Annotated in this window: 25 protein-coding genes and 1 tRNA gene; 25 read left to right on the top strand and 1 reads right to left on the bottom strand. The window is 71.9% G+C overall.

The features are described from left to right. Positions 1 to 27 precede the first annotated feature (27 nt). A complete protein-coding gene (locus MF406_RS14340) occupies positions 28 to 345 on the bottom strand; it encodes a hypothetical protein (protein ID WP_242895035.1) in 318 nt (105 codons plus the stop codon). A 221-nt stretch (positions 346 to 566) separates the two neighbouring features. Here MF406_RS14340 and MF406_RS14335 point away from each other — a divergent pair, with 221 nt between their 5' ends. From MF406_RS14335 to MF406_RS14215, 25 genes are all read left to right on the top strand, one after another. Next, a complete protein-coding gene (locus MF406_RS14335; RefSeq protein ID WP_242895034.1) occupies positions 567 to 1,013 on the top strand; it encodes a hypothetical protein in 447 nt (148 codons plus the stop codon). A 92-nt stretch (positions 1,014 to 1,105) separates the two neighbouring features. Beyond that, positions 1,106 to 1,501, top strand: a complete 396-nt coding sequence (locus MF406_RS14330) for a hypothetical protein (RefSeq protein ID WP_242895032.1) — start codon at positions 1,106 to 1,108, stop codon at positions 1,499 to 1,501. After that, positions 1,494 to 1,634, top strand: coding sequence for a hypothetical protein (locus MF406_RS14325; protein WP_242895030.1), 141 nt, complete (start codon positions 1,494 to 1,496; stop codon positions 1,632 to 1,634). The genes MF406_RS14330 and MF406_RS14325 overlap by 8 nt, the downstream gene beginning before the upstream one ends. Then, positions 1,631 to 2,197, top strand: a complete 567-nt coding sequence (locus MF406_RS14320; protein ID WP_242895028.1) for a WhiB family transcriptional regulator — start codon at positions 1,631 to 1,633, stop codon at positions 2,195 to 2,197. Before MF406_RS14325 ends, MF406_RS14320 begins: the two co-directional genes overlap by 4 nt. Further along, positions 2,194 to 2,364, top strand: a complete 171-nt coding sequence (locus MF406_RS14315; RefSeq protein ID WP_242895026.1) for a hypothetical protein — start codon at positions 2,194 to 2,196, stop codon at positions 2,362 to 2,364. The genes MF406_RS14320 and MF406_RS14315 overlap by 4 nt, the downstream gene beginning before the upstream one ends. Then, positions 2,361 to 2,954: a bifunctional DNA primase/polymerase gene (locus MF406_RS14310; RefSeq protein ID WP_242895024.1), complete on the top strand. Its 594-nt coding sequence runs from the start codon at positions 2,361 to 2,363 to the stop codon at positions 2,952 to 2,954. The genes MF406_RS14315 and MF406_RS14310 overlap by 4 nt, the downstream gene beginning before the upstream one ends. Continuing rightward, positions 2,951 to 3,247 carry a hypothetical protein gene (locus tag MF406_RS14305; RefSeq protein WP_242895022.1) on the top strand — a complete coding sequence of 99 codons (297 nt, stop codon included), beginning with the start codon at positions 2,951 to 2,953 and terminating at the stop codon, positions 3,245 to 3,247. Before MF406_RS14310 ends, MF406_RS14305 begins: the two co-directional genes overlap by 4 nt. Then, the gene (locus tag MF406_RS14300; RefSeq protein WP_242895021.1) at positions 3,244 to 3,408 is read left to right on the top strand and encodes a hypothetical protein; all 165 of its coding nucleotides are present in this window, start codon (positions 3,244 to 3,246) and stop codon (positions 3,406 to 3,408) included. The genes MF406_RS14305 and MF406_RS14300 overlap by 4 nt, the downstream gene beginning before the upstream one ends. Next, positions 3,390 to 5,111 carry a hypothetical protein gene (locus tag MF406_RS14295; RefSeq protein WP_242895019.1) on the top strand — a complete coding sequence of 574 codons (1,722 nt, stop codon included), beginning with the start codon at positions 3,390 to 3,392 and terminating at the stop codon, positions 5,109 to 5,111. Before MF406_RS14300 ends, MF406_RS14295 begins: the two co-directional genes overlap by 19 nt. Positions 5,112 to 5,380: 269 nt before the next feature. After that, a complete protein-coding gene (locus tag MF406_RS14290) occupies positions 5,381 to 5,734 on the top strand; it encodes a hypothetical protein (RefSeq protein WP_242895017.1) in 354 nt (117 codons plus the stop codon). Then, positions 5,727 to 6,080, top strand: a complete 354-nt coding sequence (locus tag MF406_RS14285; RefSeq protein WP_242895010.1) for a hypothetical protein — start codon at positions 5,727 to 5,729, stop codon at positions 6,078 to 6,080. Before MF406_RS14290 ends, MF406_RS14285 begins: the two co-directional genes overlap by 8 nt. After that, positions 6,077 to 6,613 (top strand): HIT family protein, encoded by a 537-nt coding sequence (locus MF406_RS14280; protein WP_242895009.1) that lies wholly within the window; start codon positions 6,077 to 6,079, stop codon positions 6,611 to 6,613. Before MF406_RS14285 ends, MF406_RS14280 begins: the two co-directional genes overlap by 4 nt. Next, a complete protein-coding gene (locus tag MF406_RS14275) occupies positions 6,606 to 7,133 on the top strand; it encodes a hypothetical protein (RefSeq protein WP_242895007.1) in 528 nt (175 codons plus the stop codon). Before MF406_RS14280 ends, MF406_RS14275 begins: the two co-directional genes overlap by 8 nt. A 211-nt stretch (positions 7,134 to 7,344) precedes the next feature. Further along, positions 7,345 to 7,539 (top strand): hypothetical protein, encoded by a 195-nt coding sequence (locus tag MF406_RS14270; protein ID WP_242895005.1) that lies wholly within the window; start codon positions 7,345 to 7,347, stop codon positions 7,537 to 7,539. Between the two features lie 114 nt (positions 7,540 to 7,653). Continuing rightward, entirely contained in the window at positions 7,654 to 8,385 is a 732-nt protein-coding gene (locus MF406_RS14265) for a helix-turn-helix domain-containing protein (protein WP_242895003.1), read from the top strand. A gap of 69 nt (positions 8,386 to 8,454) precedes the next feature. Next, a complete protein-coding gene (locus MF406_RS14260; protein WP_242895002.1) occupies positions 8,455 to 8,616 on the top strand; it encodes a hypothetical protein in 162 nt (53 codons plus the stop codon). 325 nt (positions 8,617 to 8,941) lie between these two features. Next, a tRNA-Leu gene (locus MF406_RS14255) sits at positions 8,942 to 9,024 on the top strand. Positions 9,025 to 9,055: 31 nt separating this feature from the next. Further along, a complete protein-coding gene (locus MF406_RS14250; protein WP_242895000.1) occupies positions 9,056 to 9,436 on the top strand; it encodes an HNH endonuclease in 381 nt (126 codons plus the stop codon). A gap of 194 nt (positions 9,437 to 9,630) precedes the next feature. Beyond that, positions 9,631 to 9,909: a hypothetical protein gene (locus MF406_RS14245; protein WP_242894998.1), complete on the top strand. Its 279-nt coding sequence runs from the start codon at positions 9,631 to 9,633 to the stop codon at positions 9,907 to 9,909. 61 nt (positions 9,910 to 9,970) lie between these two features. After that, a complete protein-coding gene (locus MF406_RS14240) occupies positions 9,971 to 11,341 on the top strand; it encodes an ATP-binding protein (protein WP_242894996.1) in 1,371 nt (456 codons plus the stop codon). Next, complete coding sequence (locus MF406_RS14235) at positions 11,338 to 12,918, top strand: phage portal protein (RefSeq protein WP_242894994.1); 1,581 nt, start codon at positions 11,338 to 11,340, stop codon at positions 12,916 to 12,918. The genes MF406_RS14240 and MF406_RS14235 overlap by 4 nt, the downstream gene beginning before the upstream one ends. A 3-nt stretch (positions 12,919 to 12,921) precedes the next feature. Next, a complete protein-coding gene (locus tag MF406_RS14230; protein WP_242894992.1) occupies positions 12,922 to 13,608 on the top strand; it encodes a hypothetical protein in 687 nt (228 codons plus the stop codon). A 77-nt stretch (positions 13,609 to 13,685) separates the two neighbouring features. Further along, the gene (locus MF406_RS14225) at positions 13,686 to 14,192 is read left to right on the top strand and encodes a hypothetical protein (RefSeq protein WP_242894982.1); all 507 of its coding nucleotides are present in this window, start codon (positions 13,686 to 13,688) and stop codon (positions 14,190 to 14,192) included. A gap of 15 nt (positions 14,193 to 14,207) precedes the next feature. Beyond that, the gene (locus MF406_RS14220; protein WP_242894980.1) at positions 14,208 to 15,143 is read left to right on the top strand and encodes a phage major capsid protein; all 936 of its coding nucleotides are present in this window, start codon (positions 14,208 to 14,210) and stop codon (positions 15,141 to 15,143) included. Then, positions 15,143 to 15,316, top strand: coding sequence for a hypothetical protein (locus tag MF406_RS14215; RefSeq protein WP_242894978.1), 174 nt, complete (start codon positions 15,143 to 15,145; stop codon positions 15,314 to 15,316). The genes MF406_RS14220 and MF406_RS14215 overlap by 1 nt, the downstream gene beginning before the upstream one ends.

Below are 15,316 nucleotides of genomic sequence, written 5' to 3'. Positions count from 1 at the left end.
CATTACCGCCGCCTGCGTCGGCACGGCTCAACCGGCAAGCCCATCAAGACAGCGGCGACCTGCGATGTCGTCGGTTGCGAAGGCAAGATCGAGGCGCGCGGGCTCTGCCACAAGCATTACATGCGAATGAAGCGAACCGGATCGACTGCGGACCCCGTGCGAGGCCGAATGCCGTGCTCTATCGATGACTGTGGGGCCGACGCCCACGGTTTTGGCCTGTGCCGATACCATTACTGGCGTTTCATTAAGCACGGCGATGCCGAAGCGATATTGACGCGCTGGTCCCGTGGTGACGATGTTGGTTACTTTGGCGTGCACTATCGGTTGCGACGCGATCGCGGACATGCGTCAATGCATCCTTGCCACTTCTGTAAAGAAGTGGCAGCCGAATGGGCATATGACCACGCAGACCCCTTCGAACGTCAATCGCCGAACGGCCCCTACTCCATTAACCCGGAGAGATATATCCCCGTTGTGCAAACCCTGCCACCGGAGGCTCGACAAGAAGGCGTCCCTGACCGCAGCCGCGGACCAGGGCTAGCACGAGAACAAGAAGGAGCAAGAGCATGAGCGAGAATCCGTTCGCCGCGCCGGCGTCAGCGTCCGGCATCCAGTGGAGCGACCTCAAGGGCCGGCTGCTCGTCATCGAGCCGCTCGGGGTCGAGCACGACATCCAGACCGCGTTCGGCAGCACCGACGCCGTCCGGGCCAACGTCTACGCCATCGACGGTGAGCCCGAGGAGTTCCTCGACGCCCTGGTCTTTCCGCGCGTCCTGAGATCGCAGCTGGCGCCGAAGGTGGGCGCGAAGGTCCTCGGACGGCTCACGACCGGGAACGCGAAGCCCTCGCAGTCCCCGCCGTGGCTGATCGCCGAGCCCAGCGAGGCCGACCTGGCGGCGGGTAAGGCCTGGCTCGCCAGCCGCCAGTCCCAGCAGTTCGCGGCCCCTGCCGCGGCCCAGCAGCAGCCGGTGCAGCAGCAGGCCGCCGCCGGCATGGGCGCCCCGCCGTTCTGAGACGGCAGCCCGGGCCAGCGGGCACCGACGTGCGAGCCGTCGGCCGGGCACCAGGTAGCGACCACCCGAAGGTCACGAGGAAGGACCCAGCCATGAAGCATCCCCAGCAGACCGCGGCCCCCGGGGGTGAGGAGGCGTGGATCACCGCCGTGGAGCCCAACCGCACCCCGTGGGTCATCGTCAACGGTACGGCCATCGGCTACGCCGAGAGCATCACGAGGCGCCGCGACGATGACGGGGACGAGATGCTCCTGATCGAGGCGCCCAGCGCCCCGTGGTCCACGACCGAGAAGGTCGAGACGCTGCACGCCGAGCTGGAGGTGGTCAGCGGCAGGCTCCGCTCCGCGAAGGAGCAGCTCGCGAACATCGAGAAGGAGCGGGACCGCCTCGCCCGCGAGATGGACGAGGCGCACGCCGAGCTCGACCGGCGGCGCGGGCACGTCCTCGGCCTGCTGGACCTGATCGCGAGGCGGGCGACCGATGGCTGACGACGAGCGCACCGGCGGGGACCCCGGCGACATCTCGCCCGTCCTGTTCCCGCACCAGCGCGACATTGTGCAGTGGGCGGTCGAGGGCGGCCGACTGTTCGACCTCCTCGACGCCGAGGCAGGTGCCGCATGAGCCCCAGCCCCTGGGGCGGCCAGTCCGCCCGCGAGCGCACCCCCTTCGGTGCCTTCCAGCTCCACCCCACCCACCTGACCACCGGGACCGTCCAGCCCCGGGCGGCGTGCACCTGCGAGCACCCCACCTGCCGGTGCGGCAAGCGCATCCGGCCCAGCAAGGAACGCGCCGCCGACCACCCCGGGACGGTCCGGGCCGGGAACTACGCGGCGCGGCTGTGCAAGGCCTGCGCCGCCCTGGACCGGGCGCTCACCAAGGCCCCGGCGGAGCCGGACCCCCGACCCACCCGGACCGAGGCGCCCGGCCTCGCCCAGGCCGACGTCTTCGAGCAGGCCCGTTGCCGCCAGTGCAGCCCTGAGTGCTGGTTCCCCCCGCCCGAGAACGCCGCCGCGGTCGCCTGGGCCGTCGCCCAGTGCCAGGCCTGCCCGGCCCTGACCGCCTGCCGGCGCTACATCCTCGCCGCCGAGGCCGGTCTCCCAAGGTCCGCCCGGCACGGCATCGCCGCGGGGATGACGCCGCGGGAGCGGGCGGCCGCGTCACGGAAGGAAAGGACAGGGCCATGACCAGCGACACGGACACCCGGTGGATGCTCCAGGCGCTGCACGACCTCGCCGGGCGGATACGCGCCCGCGCCCGTGAGACGGCGGACCAGGAGCTGGAGGACTACGCCTGGCAGATCGAGGACATCCTCGGCCCGGACAGGCTGGGTACGCCAGGCGGCGGCGCATGACCGCGCTCACCGACACGGACCGCGCCTACCTGGCCGCCGCCACCCGCGGCGACCAGGCCGAGGTGGCCCGGCTCAGCGCCCTGGTCGACGCCGAGCAGGAGGCCGCCGAGGCCCGCCTCGCCGCCCCCGGCGCCCTCCTGGCCAGCGCCACCTGGTACGCCACAGCCCTCGGCCTCCCGGTGTTCCCCTGCGCCCCGGGAGGGAAGCGGCCCGCCACCCCGCACGGCTTCAAGGACGCGACCACCGACCCCGGCCAGATCAGGGCCTGGTGGCGGGTCAACCCGAGCTACAACGTCGCGGCCCCCACGGGCGTCCTGTTCGATGCCATCGACGTCGACGGCCCCGAGGGGCTGGTCGCGCTCGGGGAGTACGTCGACGGCGGCGGAGTGCTTCCCGAGCGGATCGCCTACGCCCTCACCCCCCGCGGCCGCCACCTCCTCGTCCCGCCGACCGCGCAGGGTAGCACCACGAACCTGCTCCCGTCCGTGGACTACCGCGGCCGCGGCGGGTATGTCGTCCTGCCCCCGAGCCGGACGCCCGAGGGCACCTACTTCTGGTACGAGCCGCTGACGACCGAGGTGGCAGCATGAAGCCGATCCCGACGACCTACCGTGGCACACCCTTCCGGTCGCGCCTCGAGGCCGACGTCGCCGCCACGTTCGACCACCTCGGCATCGCCTGGGAGTACGAGCCGGAAGGGTTCCAGCTCGAGAACGGGATGCGGTACCTGCCGGACTTCTGGCTGCCGAACCTCCGCACGTGGGTCGAGGTCAAGGGGGCGCACGGCGAGCGCGTCGAGAAGGTTGAGAGGTTCGCTGCGGAACTGTGGGCATCGGCTCCTGCTGACGCGCACGGGGAGCGAACCCCGCACGGTGCAGAGTGAACGTCTGGCCGCTGTACACGGAGGTGTGCCGCGCCTGCGGCGAGCGTGAGCACTCCGACATCTGGTGGCGGTTCGGCCACTACGGGCCGGACTACGACCGGGAGCTCCCGTGCCAGCCGCTGATCCGTGCCGAGGTAGACCAGTGGCAGCCAGCACGGTGACCGACACGGTGGACTTCTACGACCTGTTCCGCGGCCGGAACGGCAGCTCAGCCGCTCCGGCCGGGGCGGTCGTCACCCCGATCCGGCGCCGCGAGCCCGCCGAGGGGCTCCATCCCTACGCCGCGGCCATCCGGGACGCCTGGCTCGACCGGCTCGACCAGCTGCCCAGGCCGTGGGTCAAGGGCGCGTCCTGGGACACCAACAGCTTCGTCACCGCCCGCAAGCTCATCGAGCTCGCCAACTCCCCGTGGTCCGGCTACGACCTCGCCACCGCCCGCGCCGACTACCTCGCGCACGCCCCGCACGACCACGTCTGGGACGGCTGCGAGAAGTGCTGGGACCAGGCCGCCAAGGCCACCGGCGCGGCCGGGCTGCCCGAGCCCGAGCCGGGCGAGCAGTACGAACCGCCGCCGGTGACGGTCCTGCCCGACCTCGACCCGGCCGCCGAGGACGCCTTCTGGGGCGCCCGGCCGCTCCTGCGCCACCTGCACGACTTCGCCCGGGCACGCCGCGCCTCCCCCTGGGCGGTCCTCGGCGTCACCCTCGCCCGTATCCTCACCGCCACCCCCGCCCAGGTGTGCCTGCCACCCATCGTCGGCGGTCGGGGCTCCCTCAACACCTTCGTCGGTCTCGTCGGCCCCTCCGGCGCCGGCAAGGGCGTCGCCACCGCCGCCGCCACCGACGCCGTGCACATCAGCGGGATCAAGACCGCGCGCCTCGCCTCCGGAGAGGCCATCGCCCACCTGTACAAGCGGCGCCTGACCAAGGGCGAGAAGGACGCCGGCGAGTCCGACTGGACCGACGCCACCCACGCCCGCCTGGTCGACGTCTCCGAGATCGACAGGTTCGCCGCCCAGTCCGGGCGCCAGGGCTCCACCCTCATGGCCGACCTGCGGGCCGCCTGGTCGGGCGAGATGCTCGGGCAGGTCGCCGCCGACCCCTCCCGGTCCTTCCTGGTCGAGGCCCACGAGTACCGCCTCTGCCTCGTTGCTGGCGTCCAGCCCCACCGGGCCGGGGTCCTCCTCGACGACGCCGACGGCGGCACGCCCCAACGATTCCTGTGGCTGCCCGTCACCGACCCCGACGCGCCCGACGAACGACCCGAGGAGCCGGCCCCGATCGCCTGGTCGCCACCGCGCCTCGGGTCGCTCGTCGGTGTCGGCGGGGCACGGATGGACCTCGACCCGGCCATCGTCGCCGAGGTCGACGCCGCCCGGCTCGCCACCCTCCGGGGCGAGGGTGACCCGCTGGACGGGCACGTCTACCAGTGCCGCCTCAAGGTCGCCGCCGCCCTCGCCCTCGCCGACGACCGCCTCGTCGTCACCACCGAGGACTGGGACCTGTCCGAGGTCATCATGCGGAAGTCGGCGGCCACCCGCGCCGCCGTCATCGAGGCGATGGAGCGGCGCACGGTCGAGGAGGGTCGCCGGCGCGCCGAGGCGGACGCCGCCCGCGCCATCACCGTCGAGGAGCGCACCATCGACGCGGCCGTCCGGCGGGTGTGCGTCGTCATCACCAAGAAGCTGCGGCGGACCGGGGACTGGGTGCCCCACGCCGACCTCCGCCGGGCGGTCGCAGGCCGCGACCGGGCCCACTTCGAGGACGCCCTGCGCCGCCTGTACGAGGCCGGCCAGATCGAGCACGACGGGAACGTCGTGCACGGCGGCAACGGCGCCTACCGGCTGGCGGGTGAGGACCGATGAGCCTGTCCGAGCGCTTCCGCATCGCGGAAGAAAAGGTGGACAAAGGTGGACGTGTCCACCCCTGCGCGACGAAAACTCGTTCGGACGACCGTTCGAACAACGCTCTGACCTGCGATAACACACCTACAAGGTGCAATCGCGCGTACGTAGAGACAGGCCCAGGGGTGGACGTGTCCACCTTTGTCCACCCCTACGTCCACCCCCGCCCCCACCCTCTCGACCCCACCCAGGAGAAGCAGATGCCGTCCCAGCACCGTCGCCACCGAGGCATGAGGACCCAGAAGGTCGTGGCCGACTGGTTCGCCGACCATGGCTGGCCGCACGCCGAGTCCACCGGTGCCTCACGGCAGGGCAGCGACGTCACCGGCATGGTCGACGTCGCCGTCGAGGTCAAGGCCCGCCGAGACCTCTCCCCGATGGCGTGGGTCCGTCAGGCCGTCGCCGGCGCCGACGGCCGGCTTCCCGTCGTGGTGTTCCGCCCCGACGGGATGGGCGAGACCACCGTCGCGGACTGGCCCTGCCTGGTCCGCCTCGCCGACCTCACCGACCTCCTCCGCGAGGCCGGCTACGGCCAGCCCCCCACCACCCCCGACCCCGAGAGAGAGGCGGCCGACCGTGGCTGACGACTGGGAGAAGGACTGGCAGAAGGTCCAGGAGGTGTGGGCGTCGATGGACGAGGCCGAGCGCCAGAAGGTGCGGGAGGCGATGGAGCGGACCTATGCGGCGCTGCGGCAGGCCGCGGACGAGGACGACGCCTTCCGCGGGGTCCGGCACCCCGACGACATCGCCTACGCCCGCGGCTACGCCGACGGGCGGGTGGCGGCTCTGACGGAGGCGGCGGCCGCGATCCGCCCCCGCGTCCCCCGCGCTGTCGGCCGCACCCAGGACGTCACGGTCGAGGTGCTCCACAACGCCGCTGACCGGCTCGACACCCGGGCGGCCCGGCTGCGAGAGGAGGCCGGGTCGTGAGCGACAGGAAGCCCAGCTGCGCGCTCTGCGAGCGCATCGAGAGCGGCCGCGACCTGCGCTACGCGCGGTTCGACGTCGTCGGGTTCGAGCCGCTCGCCCCGGTGGTCCCCGGGCACCTGCTGTTCGTACCCCGCCGGCACGCCGAGCACCCGGCCGCGTACGCGGTCATGGAAGCGATGGCCGAAGCCGAGTTGTATGCCGGTGGGCAGGACGAGGACTACAACCTGATCACCTCGTCCGGCCCTGCCGCGACGATGACCCAGTCGCACGTCCACGTCCACTACGTGCCCCGCCGCGCCGGCGACGGGCTTGCGCTGCCGTGGACCGCCACGCGCACGGTCTACTCGGTCCAGGAGTGGGTCGACGCCGACGGCATCCGCGACGGCTGGAACGCCGGCTACGGCTCCTGGACGGGCTCCCGCCGCGACGCCGAGCGCGAGCTGCAGCACGCGCGCGCCACCTACCCCGGTGAGCGGTTCCGGCTCGCCGCCGCCGAGATCACCGACTGGCGAGAGGAGCCCACCGATGCCTGAGACCCTGACCACCGAGCGCGTCCGCGACCTGTACTCCTGGGCCTACGCCTGGGACGCGAGCGACCGCCCCGACGACCTCGACCTCCGCGAGCACCTGCGCACCGAGTTCACCGCCTGGCTCGCGACCCACGACGCCGAGCTGGCCGAGCGCGCCTGGCGTGAGGGCTACAGCACGGGCAAGCGCGACTACGCGGCGAGCGTCACCGGCGGGGTGCCCATCTCGACGCCCAACCCGTGCGCCCCGGCGGATGAGCAGTGCCGCGCCGAGGTCCGTCGGGCCCGGGACGAGGAGTGGCTCCGGATCGCCCGCGCCGGCGTCCGCGCCACCGTCGTGCCCGAGCAGGTCGACCTCTGCGACGAGGAGGTGGTCCGGCGCGGGGAGGTCCAGCCGTGCGAGAAGCCGGCCGTGGCCCTGCGGCTCGACCTGCGCGGTGACACCTACCCGGTGTGCCCCCGTCACACCCGGCGGCCCATGGTGCCGCTCAGCGAGGTCGTCGGGCGGAAGGGGTCGGGCCGGTGACGCCCGGATCGCGCAGGAGGCCCTCAGGGGTCCTGAGAGCGCCCGACCCCTCCCGAGCTACACCCGTGGGATTCGAGGCCGGGAGCGTGGCAGGCGCGCGGCGATCCGGGGCGGTCCCGGTGGACCCCTACAAGTGCACCGTCTGTGGTGACCCGCACGTCCTGCCGTCCCTCGCCCGGGACTGCGAGGCCAAGCACGAGAAGGAGCAGCGATGAGCAGCAGGTACGGAGTAGTGGCTTCCAACGCCTGGGGGAAGTACGACGTTCTGGACACCGAGACAGACGAGGTTGTCGCTAGTGGCCTGATCACCTACGCCCAGGCGATCAGTGCCGCAGAGAACTACAACGACCGCGAGCTGGAGGACGAGGCGGCCGAGCAGTACGACGACGAGGACGACGCCTCGTGAGCACCTACCGCTGCAACCGCTGCGGCGCCGTCGTCGAGCGCGACTCGGAGAAGCGGTGGATCAGGTCCTGGTGCGAGACCACCGGGACGATGACCAGGCTGTGGAGGGTGACCCTTGAGCCTCGATGATCTGCCCCTGGAGGTGGTGCTGGACGAGCTCGCCAGCACCTACGAGACGGTCGCGGCCCTGCCGCCGGTCGTCCCCGACCCCGGCGGTCGCAAGCCTGGCAAGCCCGGCAGCCGCGTGCCGCCCGGCGTCACCGAGATCATCGACGCCGACGAGCACGACCGGGCCGTCGCCGAGGTCGACTCCTGGGCCGAGTTCGTCGCCCACGTCCTCATCGACGAAGAGCCGGGCATCGGGAAGGTCCCCGACCACACGCCCGGCCGGCTCAGGCTGGCCGCCAGGTGGGCCGACCGGATCGAGAACCACCCCGACGAGATGCTCCGTTACGCGCTCTGCTTCGACGCCGTGGAACACCTGCGGATGATGCGCCGGCTCGCCAGGCGGCACGACCGGGTGGTGCGGACGGGGTCCCCGTGCCTGGTCGTGACCTGCCCGGGAACCTATGAGGCGGTGATCGACGGGCCCGGCTTCGACGGCGACCTCGTCTGCTCCAACCCCGCGTGCCGCGACCGGGTCGGGCACGAGCAGTGGTCCCGCTGGGGCGCCCGGTCCGAGTGGGTGACCGTCGAGCGCGCGGCCCGGCTGCTCAACGTCAGCGAGGACCTGGTCCGCCAGTGGGCCAAGCGCAGGCACTGGCGCAGGAAGGGCGAGGGCAGGAACGTGCGGTACAAGACCGAGGACGTGACCGGCAAGAACGAGACCGAGGAGCAGAGCGCATGAAGCGACCCGGCGGCACCTCGGGCACCTCGTGCCCGACACCCGGTGCAAGTTCTGCGGGAGGATGAAGCCGTGACGTGGGGTGACTTGCTCGGGATCATGATCTGCGTCGTGACGGTCTGCGGGGCTGTCGTGATCTTCGAGGAGCACCCCGATAACCCGGTGGTCCACTTCCTCGCCGCAAGCTGGTACCGCGTCCGTGATGCCGTGGCCGGGCTGCTCCGCGTGCCGTAGTTGCACGGGTGTAGTTCGCTCGTGGTACTGTCATTCCAATGCAGGGACAAGTGTCCCTACAGCCCGACGCCCCGCCTCCCCCCGAGCGGGGCGTTCGTGCATCCCGGGGGAGGGGTACATCGAGCAGCACCCCGGGAGGGGTGTTGAGCCTGAACCCCCGGGAGGGGGGGTTTGCAGAAGCACCCCCGGGGGTAGGGCAACGATCCGGCCCCGGGAGTAGTGCGGGCCCGGGACCGACCCACATGGGCGCCGATCGACCCTGGCTGCATGGGCTTATGCGCCGAAGGACATGGCGTCCCTTCGAGCCTTCGATGGGGCGTCACTCGCTCCTGTGGTGGAACCGGGCAGACGCGCCGCCCTCAAGCAGCGGTGCCGACAGGCGTGCGGGTTCGGGTCCCGCCAGGAGCACGAGCGCGAGAGGTGAGGGGCCAGCCGTCACATGGCCACGTCACGCACCGGCACGGCCACCTACCTGCGCAACAGCAAGCGCGTCAAGACCCAAGCGAGGCGCAGCGGACTCACCCACTGCCCAGGCGTCGACGGCAGGCCGTGCGGCGCCGAGCTCGACTACGACACACCACTGCTGCCCAACAGCGCCGAGACCGACCACATCATCCCTCACGGACAAGGCGGCACCGACGACGCCGACAACCTCCGCGTCATCTGCCGCAAGTGCAACGGCCAGCGCAACCGCACCAAGGTGCCTGTGCCCGTCGCGGCCGCCGACGATTTCCCCGTCGACCCGAACTGGCTGGCTCTCGTCTGCGGGGGTGGGGAGGGAGCCCCCATCCCCGGCCGGTCCTCGCCCCGCCAGGCATAGCGAGCACATACACACGACTCGTTCCACGCGAGGCCGCCAGACGTTTTCCACCACGATGTACTGCAAGAATCAGACCAGCCCCGCCTAGCTAGCGGTGGCTAGAGAAGCCCGACCCCAGCTGCGAGGCCCTGCCGCGCGAACCGATGACGAGGTGCGAGTGCTCGCGCTTGCTCGCCGAGAGGAGGTGCTCGGTCATGGCCGCACGCCGGAACCTGCGAGCGCTTCCTGCGCCTGAGCCGCCCGGCGGCGCGATCAGCAAGGCCGCGGCCAGCAGTCGGCGTGACCTGCTGGTGGCGCTGCGGGACTCGATCGCCGCCCGGCTGGACGAGGGTGTACCGCCTCGGGACATGGCTTCACTGTCGCTGCGCCTGGTGAACATCGTCGACGAGATCGCGGCTCTGGACGCTGAGGAGAACGGTGACGACGTCGGCTCCGCCGCAGGCACCCCCGACGCGGCATGGCCTGCTTCCTGATGCTCGCCACCTGATCCTCCCGGACGGCATCGTCTCGACCGGATGGCCGTCGGTCCGCGAGGTGTGCCGGACGGTCAGTATTGGGTTCGACCCCTGGCAGGCCGACCTCAACACGGCGATCCTCGCCAAGGACGCGAGTGGCTCGTATGCGGCGGACACGATCGTCATCTCGATCTGCCGCCAGGCCGGCAAGACCTACGACGTCGGCGCCCTGCTGTTCGCGGACTGCATCATCAATCCCGGCACGCTGGCCGTCTGGACCGCACACCACTTCACGGTAACGCGCGAGTCCTTCATGGCACTCAAGGTCATGGCAGAACTGCCGCAGATGCGGGCCCATATCGACCCTGACGCCATCACGACGGGCGCCGGCAACGAGGCGATCCCGTTCCGCAACGGCTCGCGCATCCTGTTCAAGGCGCGCGAGTCCGGCGCGGTGCGCGGCGTGGCGAAGGTTCGGCGGCTCGTCCTGGACGAGGCGCAGATTCTCTCCGAGCGGGCGATGGCCGACCTGGCGCCGACGATGAACCAGGCGACGAACCCGCAGGTGATCCTGATGGGGACGCCGCCGAAGCCGTCGGACGACGCTGAGGTGTTCAAGCGGCTCCGCGCCGAGGCGCTGGCGGGCGACTCCGAGGGTGTGCTGTACGTCGAGTTCTCGGCGGACCGCGGCGCCCGGTGGGACGACGAGGCTCAGCGTCGGAAGGCGAACCCGTCGTACCCGCTGCGGACGGGCCCGAAGGCGGTGGCTCGGCTCAAGAAGCTCCTGACGGGCCCGGGCGACTTCGACCGCGAGGCGTTCGGTATCTGGGACGACGTGTCGGGCCCGGGCGTGCTCATCAATCAAGACGTCTGGGACGCTCTGGCCGTCCCGTCCGACCAGGCGCCCGTGGACGGCACGGTCGCCTTCGGGGTGAAGTTCTCCGCCGACGGCGAGCGCGTGAGCTGTGCGGTGGCGTTGCGGCCGGACGAGGGCCCGATCCACGTCGTGTCGCTCGGGGTGTCGTCCCTGTCGGACGGTGTGGCGCCACTGGTGGACTGGCTGGCCACCCGGTGGCGGAGGGCGGCGCAGATCGTGGTGGACGGCAAGGCCGGCGCGGGCGACCTGGCGAACGCCCTGGTGGCCGCTGGGGTGTCCCGGCGGCGGGTGCACGTGGTGACGACCGACGAGGCGATCACAGCGCACGCGGGGATGCTGCGGGCGGTCGTCGAGGCCACGGTGACCCACCTGGGCCAGCCGGGCCTGGACGCGCAGGTGCGGGTGGCGGGCAAGCGGAAGATCGGCGTCTACGGCGGGTGGGGCTGGGAGGCGGTCGTGCCAGGCGGTGACGTGACGGCGCTGGACGCGGTGACGCTGGCCCGGCACGCGGCAGAGACGGCGAAGCGACGACCCCGGAGCGGCAGCAGCAGCGGGAAGGTGGTGGTCCTGTGACGGTCGTCCCCGCGGCAACGCTGCTGACGCTCCAGGCGCTGCACGACGACGAGCAGCGCGAGCTGGCGCTGCTGCTCGCCAGGCTCGACCAGTACGCCATGTCGAACGCCGAGAAGGACGCCTACTACGAGGCCGAGCAGCGGGTCCGGCACATGGGTATCGCGATGCCGCCCGAGATCGCCGCCCGGATCAGCCCGGTCGTGGGCTGGGCGGCGACCACGGTGGACGTGCTGGAGGAGCGCCTGGACTGGTACGGGTGGGACGAGGTCGACGACGACCTCGGCCTGCGGAAGGTCTACACCGACAACGCGCTGGACGTCGAGTCGGGCCTGGCGCACCTGGACTCCCTGCTGTACGGGGTCTCCTTCGTCCGGGTCGGCACCGGCCGCGAGGGCGAGCCGTCGCCGCTGGTGACGATCCACTCGGCGCGGACCACGACCGGGGTGTGGGACGCGCGCTCGCGGCGCCTCACCTCGGCCGTGACCGTGACCGGGGTCAAGGACGGGCAGGTCACCGACGTCGTGCTGGACGTGGTCGGCCAGACGATCACCCTCCAGCGCCGCAGCGGCACGTGGGTGGTGACGGACCGGGACGAGCACAGGCTCGACCGGGTTCCGGTGGCCCGGATGCCGAACCGCCCGCGGGCCTCGCGCACCGAGGGCAAGTCCGAGATCACCAAGGCGGTGCGCTACTACTGCGACGCCGCGGTCCGGACCGTGCTCGGCATGGAGGGCAACCGCGAGTTCTACGGCATCCCTCAGCTGACCCTGCTCGGCCGCGGCCCGGACGCCTTCGTGGACGCGAACGGCAACCCGACGTCCGGCTGGCGGATCGTGGCCGGCCATGCGCTGGCGATCGACCGTGACGACGAGGGCTTGATGCCGGACATCAAGCAGCTCCAGGTGGGCTCCCCTCAGCCGTTCCTGGAGCAGGTGAAGGGCTGGGCACAGCTGCTCGCCACCGAGGTGGGCCAGCCGGTCACCTACTTCGGCTTCCAGTCGGACAACCCAGCCTCGGCGGACGCGATCCGCGCAATGGAGGCCCGGCTGGTCAAGCGCGCCGAGCGCCGCCAGGTGGGGTTCGGCCGGGCGTGGATGGAGGTCGCACGGCTGGCCCTGATGATCCGGGACAAGACGGCCCCGGCCGACCTGCACCGCCGGGTGGCGAACCGGTGGCGCAACGCCGCGACGCCCACCACGTCGGCCACCGCCGACGCCGGCCAGAAGCAACTGGCAGCGGTGCCGTGGCTCGCGGAGACCGAGGTCGGTCTGGAGCTGCTGGGGCTGGACGAGCGGCAGGCGGAGCGGGCCCTGGGCGAGCAGCGCCGGAAGGCCGCGAACCAGCGGCTCGACACCCTCGTCGCCGCCGCCGGCCCCGCGACCGCGCAGCCCGACCCGGTGGCCGAGGCGGGCGCGCTGAAGGCCAAGGCGGACGCCCTCGACGTCCTCATCCGCGCCGGCGTCGACCCTCAGGACGCGGCGCAGCGCCTCGGCCTGGCGGGCATCAAGTTCACCGGCGCGATCCCGACGTCCCTGCGGCTGCCGGTGTCCGAGGCCGACGAGCTGGAGACCGCGTAGCCCATGGTCTCCCCGGCCGACGCCGAGCGGCTGCGCCTGGCCCAGGTGGGTATCCGGACGCTGGTCGAACGGGACCTGGCCGCCTTCTTCGCGTCGCTGGACCTGGGGCGGCCCGAGGCCGCGCGGGACGCCCTGCTGGAGTTCGTGCCCTACCTGGTCAGCACCTACGGCGAGTCGGCGGCGGCCGTCGCGGCCGACTGGTACGACGAGCAGCGGGCGGTCGAGCGTGTCCCCGGCCGGTACCGGGCGGTCATGCAGGACTCGCCCTACACGGACGCCGTCGAGGGCACGGTCCGCCGCGCGGCCGGCGCCCTCTGGACGCCCACCCCGGGTGATGCGCTCCTCACCCTGTCGTCCAAGGCCGGGAAGTACGCGCTCGCGGCGGGTCGGCAGACCATCGTCACCTCGACCGACCGGGACCCCCGGGCGTCCGGCTGGCAGCGGGTCACCCGCGGCGGCGCCTGCCGGTTCTGCCGACTTCTCGCGGGCCGAGGGGCGGTCTACAAGCAGTCGACGGTGCACTTCGCCTCGCACGGCTCGTGCAACTGCGCAGCCGCCCCGTCGTGGGACCCGGACGCCCCCGAGGTGGACGTCGGCGCCTACGAGGCGTCCAAGCGCACGAGCCGCATGGGCCCCGAGCAGCGGGCCCGGCACAACGCCACCATCCGCGTCTACCTCGACACCATCTGATCTTCCCGCCCGACCCCGGGCGTGGACCTACGCGCACGAGCGGCGGTCAACAGCTCGGACCTTGGGAGAGACCTGACATGACCGAACCGACGACCGAGCCGACCCCGGACCAGGACCAGACGGCCGACCAGACCGAGCAGGCGGAGGCCTTCGAGCCGATCACCTCGCAGGAGGAGCTGAACCGAAGGATCGGTCAGCGCCTGGAGCGTGAGCGGTCGAAGTTTGCCGACTACGACGACCTGAAGGCCAAGGCGTCGCGGCTGGACGAGATCGAGGACGCGAACAAGACCGAGGTGCAGAAGGCCGCTGAGCGCGCCGAGCGCGCCGAGGCTGAGGCGCAGCAGGTGCCGGCGAAGGTCGCCGCCGCGCTGCGCCAGCACCTGGTGCAGCTCCACGAGATCGACGACGAGAGCGCCGAGCTGTTCCTGACGGCGGACGACCCCGAGCGGCTGCTGAAGCAGGTGCAGGCGCTCGTGGCGCGGTCCAAGGAAGGTCCCAGGGCTCCCCGCCCCAACGCTGCCCAGGGTGGCAGCGACATCCCACCGCAGGGCGACTGGCTGCGTCAGCAGCTCGCCCGAACCTGACAGAAGGAGTAGATCATGGCGGGTTTCGCCGAGATCGTCGGGCGGGCCGAGGTCACCGACCAGCTCATCCCCGACCAGCAGATCAACGAGATCATCCAGACCGCGCCCGAGGAGTCGGTCGTCCTGACCCGGGCGCGCAAGACGCTCATGTCGTCCAAGAAGTCCAAGCAGCCGGTGCTCGCCACCCTGCCCGAGGCCTACTGGGTGGACGGCGACACCGGGCTCAAGCAGACCACCAACGTCTCCTGGCGCGGCATCACGATGACCGCCGAGGAGCTGGCGGTCATCGTGCCGATCCCGAACGCGGTGGTGGACGACTCCAACGTCCCGCTGTGGGACCAGGTCAAGCCGCTCCTGCGGGAGGCGCTGGGGAAGAAGGTCGACGGGGCTGCCCTGTTCGGGGACGACAAGCCGGCCTCGTGGCCGACCGCCATCGTCCCGGGCGCCATCGCCGCCGGCAACGTCGCGCAGCTGTCCGCCACGAACAACCTGGCCGACGCGTTCGCCTCGGTCGCCGGCGCGGCGTCCGAGGGCGGCTTCGCGGTCAACGCCTTCGCCACCCGGCCCGGCCTGAACTGGCAGCTCCGCGGGCTCAAGGACGCCAACGGCCAGTACCTCTTCGGCGCACCCACGCAGGGCGGCAACGCCACCCTCTTCGGGTACACCCTGGACGAGGTTCGGAACGGCGCCTGGGACGCGGACGTCGCCGAGGGCCTGGCCGTCGACTGGTCGAAGTTCGTGGTGGGCATCCGCCAGGACGTCACCTACGACCTCTTCAGCGAGGGCGTCATCTCCGACGCCGAGGGGCGCGTGGTCCTGAACCTCATGCAGCAGGACTCCAAGGCCATGCGCGTCGTCTTCCGGGTCGGCTTCCAGGCCGCGGTGCCGATGACCCGCCTCGGCGGCACCTACCCGGCCGGTGTGGTCACCCCGGCGGCTACGGGCGCCTGATGTCGCCGCTGATGCGCTCGCCCGAGGGTGAGGAGCGCGACATCAAGCCGGCCGGCGTGGCGGCCCTCTCCCGCCTCGGGTGGAAGGCCGTCCAGGCCAAGGACGAGAAGAAGCCGCCGGTGAAGCGGCCGGCGCGGCCACGCAAGCCGGCCGCCAAGCCGGACGCTCGGTAG

It is taken from the genome of Georgenia sp. TF02-10, assembly GCF_022759505.1.
Lineage (GTDB): Bacteria > Actinomycetota > Actinomycetes > Actinomycetales > Actinomycetaceae > TF02-10.
This window is presented reverse-complemented; position numbering and strand designations above follow the sequence as displayed.

Bases quoted from the DNA above. Each gene is read 5' to 3' on its own strand.
- MF406_RS14340 (WP_242895035.1), bottom strand. From the start codon at position 345: ATGTCCGCGATCGCGTCGCAACCGATAGTGCACGCCAAAGTAACCAAC.
- MF406_RS14335 (WP_242895034.1), top strand. From the start codon at position 567: ATGAGCGAGAATCCGTTCGCCGCGCCGGCGTCAGCGTCCGGCATCCAG.
- MF406_RS14330 (WP_242895032.1), top strand. From the start codon at position 1,106: ATGAAGCATCCCCAGCAGACCGCGGCCCCCGGGGGTGAGGAGGCGTGG.
- MF406_RS14325 (WP_242895030.1), top strand. From the start codon at position 1,494: ATGGCTGACGACGAGCGCACCGGCGGGGACCCCGGCGACATCTCGCCC.
- MF406_RS14320 (WP_242895028.1), top strand. From the start codon at position 1,631: ATGAGCCCCAGCCCCTGGGGCGGCCAGTCCGCCCGCGAGCGCACCCCC.
- MF406_RS14315 (WP_242895026.1), top strand. From the start codon at position 2,194: ATGACCAGCGACACGGACACCCGGTGGATGCTCCAGGCGCTGCACGAC.
- MF406_RS14310 (WP_242895024.1), top strand. From the start codon at position 2,361: ATGACCGCGCTCACCGACACGGACCGCGCCTACCTGGCCGCCGCCACC.
- MF406_RS14305 (WP_242895022.1), top strand. From the start codon at position 2,951: ATGAAGCCGATCCCGACGACCTACCGTGGCACACCCTTCCGGTCGCGC.
- MF406_RS14290 (WP_242895017.1), top strand. From the start codon at position 5,381: ATGAGGACCCAGAAGGTCGTGGCCGACTGGTTCGCCGACCATGGCTGG.
- MF406_RS14275 (WP_242895007.1), top strand. From the start codon at position 6,606: ATGCCTGAGACCCTGACCACCGAGCGCGTCCGCGACCTGTACTCCTGG.
- MF406_RS14270 (WP_242895005.1), top strand. From the start codon at position 7,345: ATGAGCAGCAGGTACGGAGTAGTGGCTTCCAACGCCTGGGGGAAGTAC.
- MF406_RS14250 (WP_242895000.1), top strand. From the start codon at position 9,056: ATGGCCACGTCACGCACCGGCACGGCCACCTACCTGCGCAACAGCAAG.
- MF406_RS14245 (WP_242894998.1), top strand. From the start codon at position 9,631: ATGGCCGCACGCCGGAACCTGCGAGCGCTTCCTGCGCCTGAGCCGCCC.
- MF406_RS14230 (WP_242894992.1), top strand. From the start codon at position 12,922: ATGGTCTCCCCGGCCGACGCCGAGCGGCTGCGCCTGGCCCAGGTGGGT.
- MF406_RS14225 (WP_242894982.1), top strand. From the start codon at position 13,686: ATGACCGAACCGACGACCGAGCCGACCCCGGACCAGGACCAGACGGCC.
- MF406_RS14220 (WP_242894980.1), top strand. From the start codon at position 14,208: ATGGCGGGTTTCGCCGAGATCGTCGGGCGGGCCGAGGTCACCGACCAG.
- MF406_RS14215 (WP_242894978.1), top strand. From the start codon at position 15,143: ATGTCGCCGCTGATGCGCTCGCCCGAGGGTGAGGAGCGCGACATCAAG.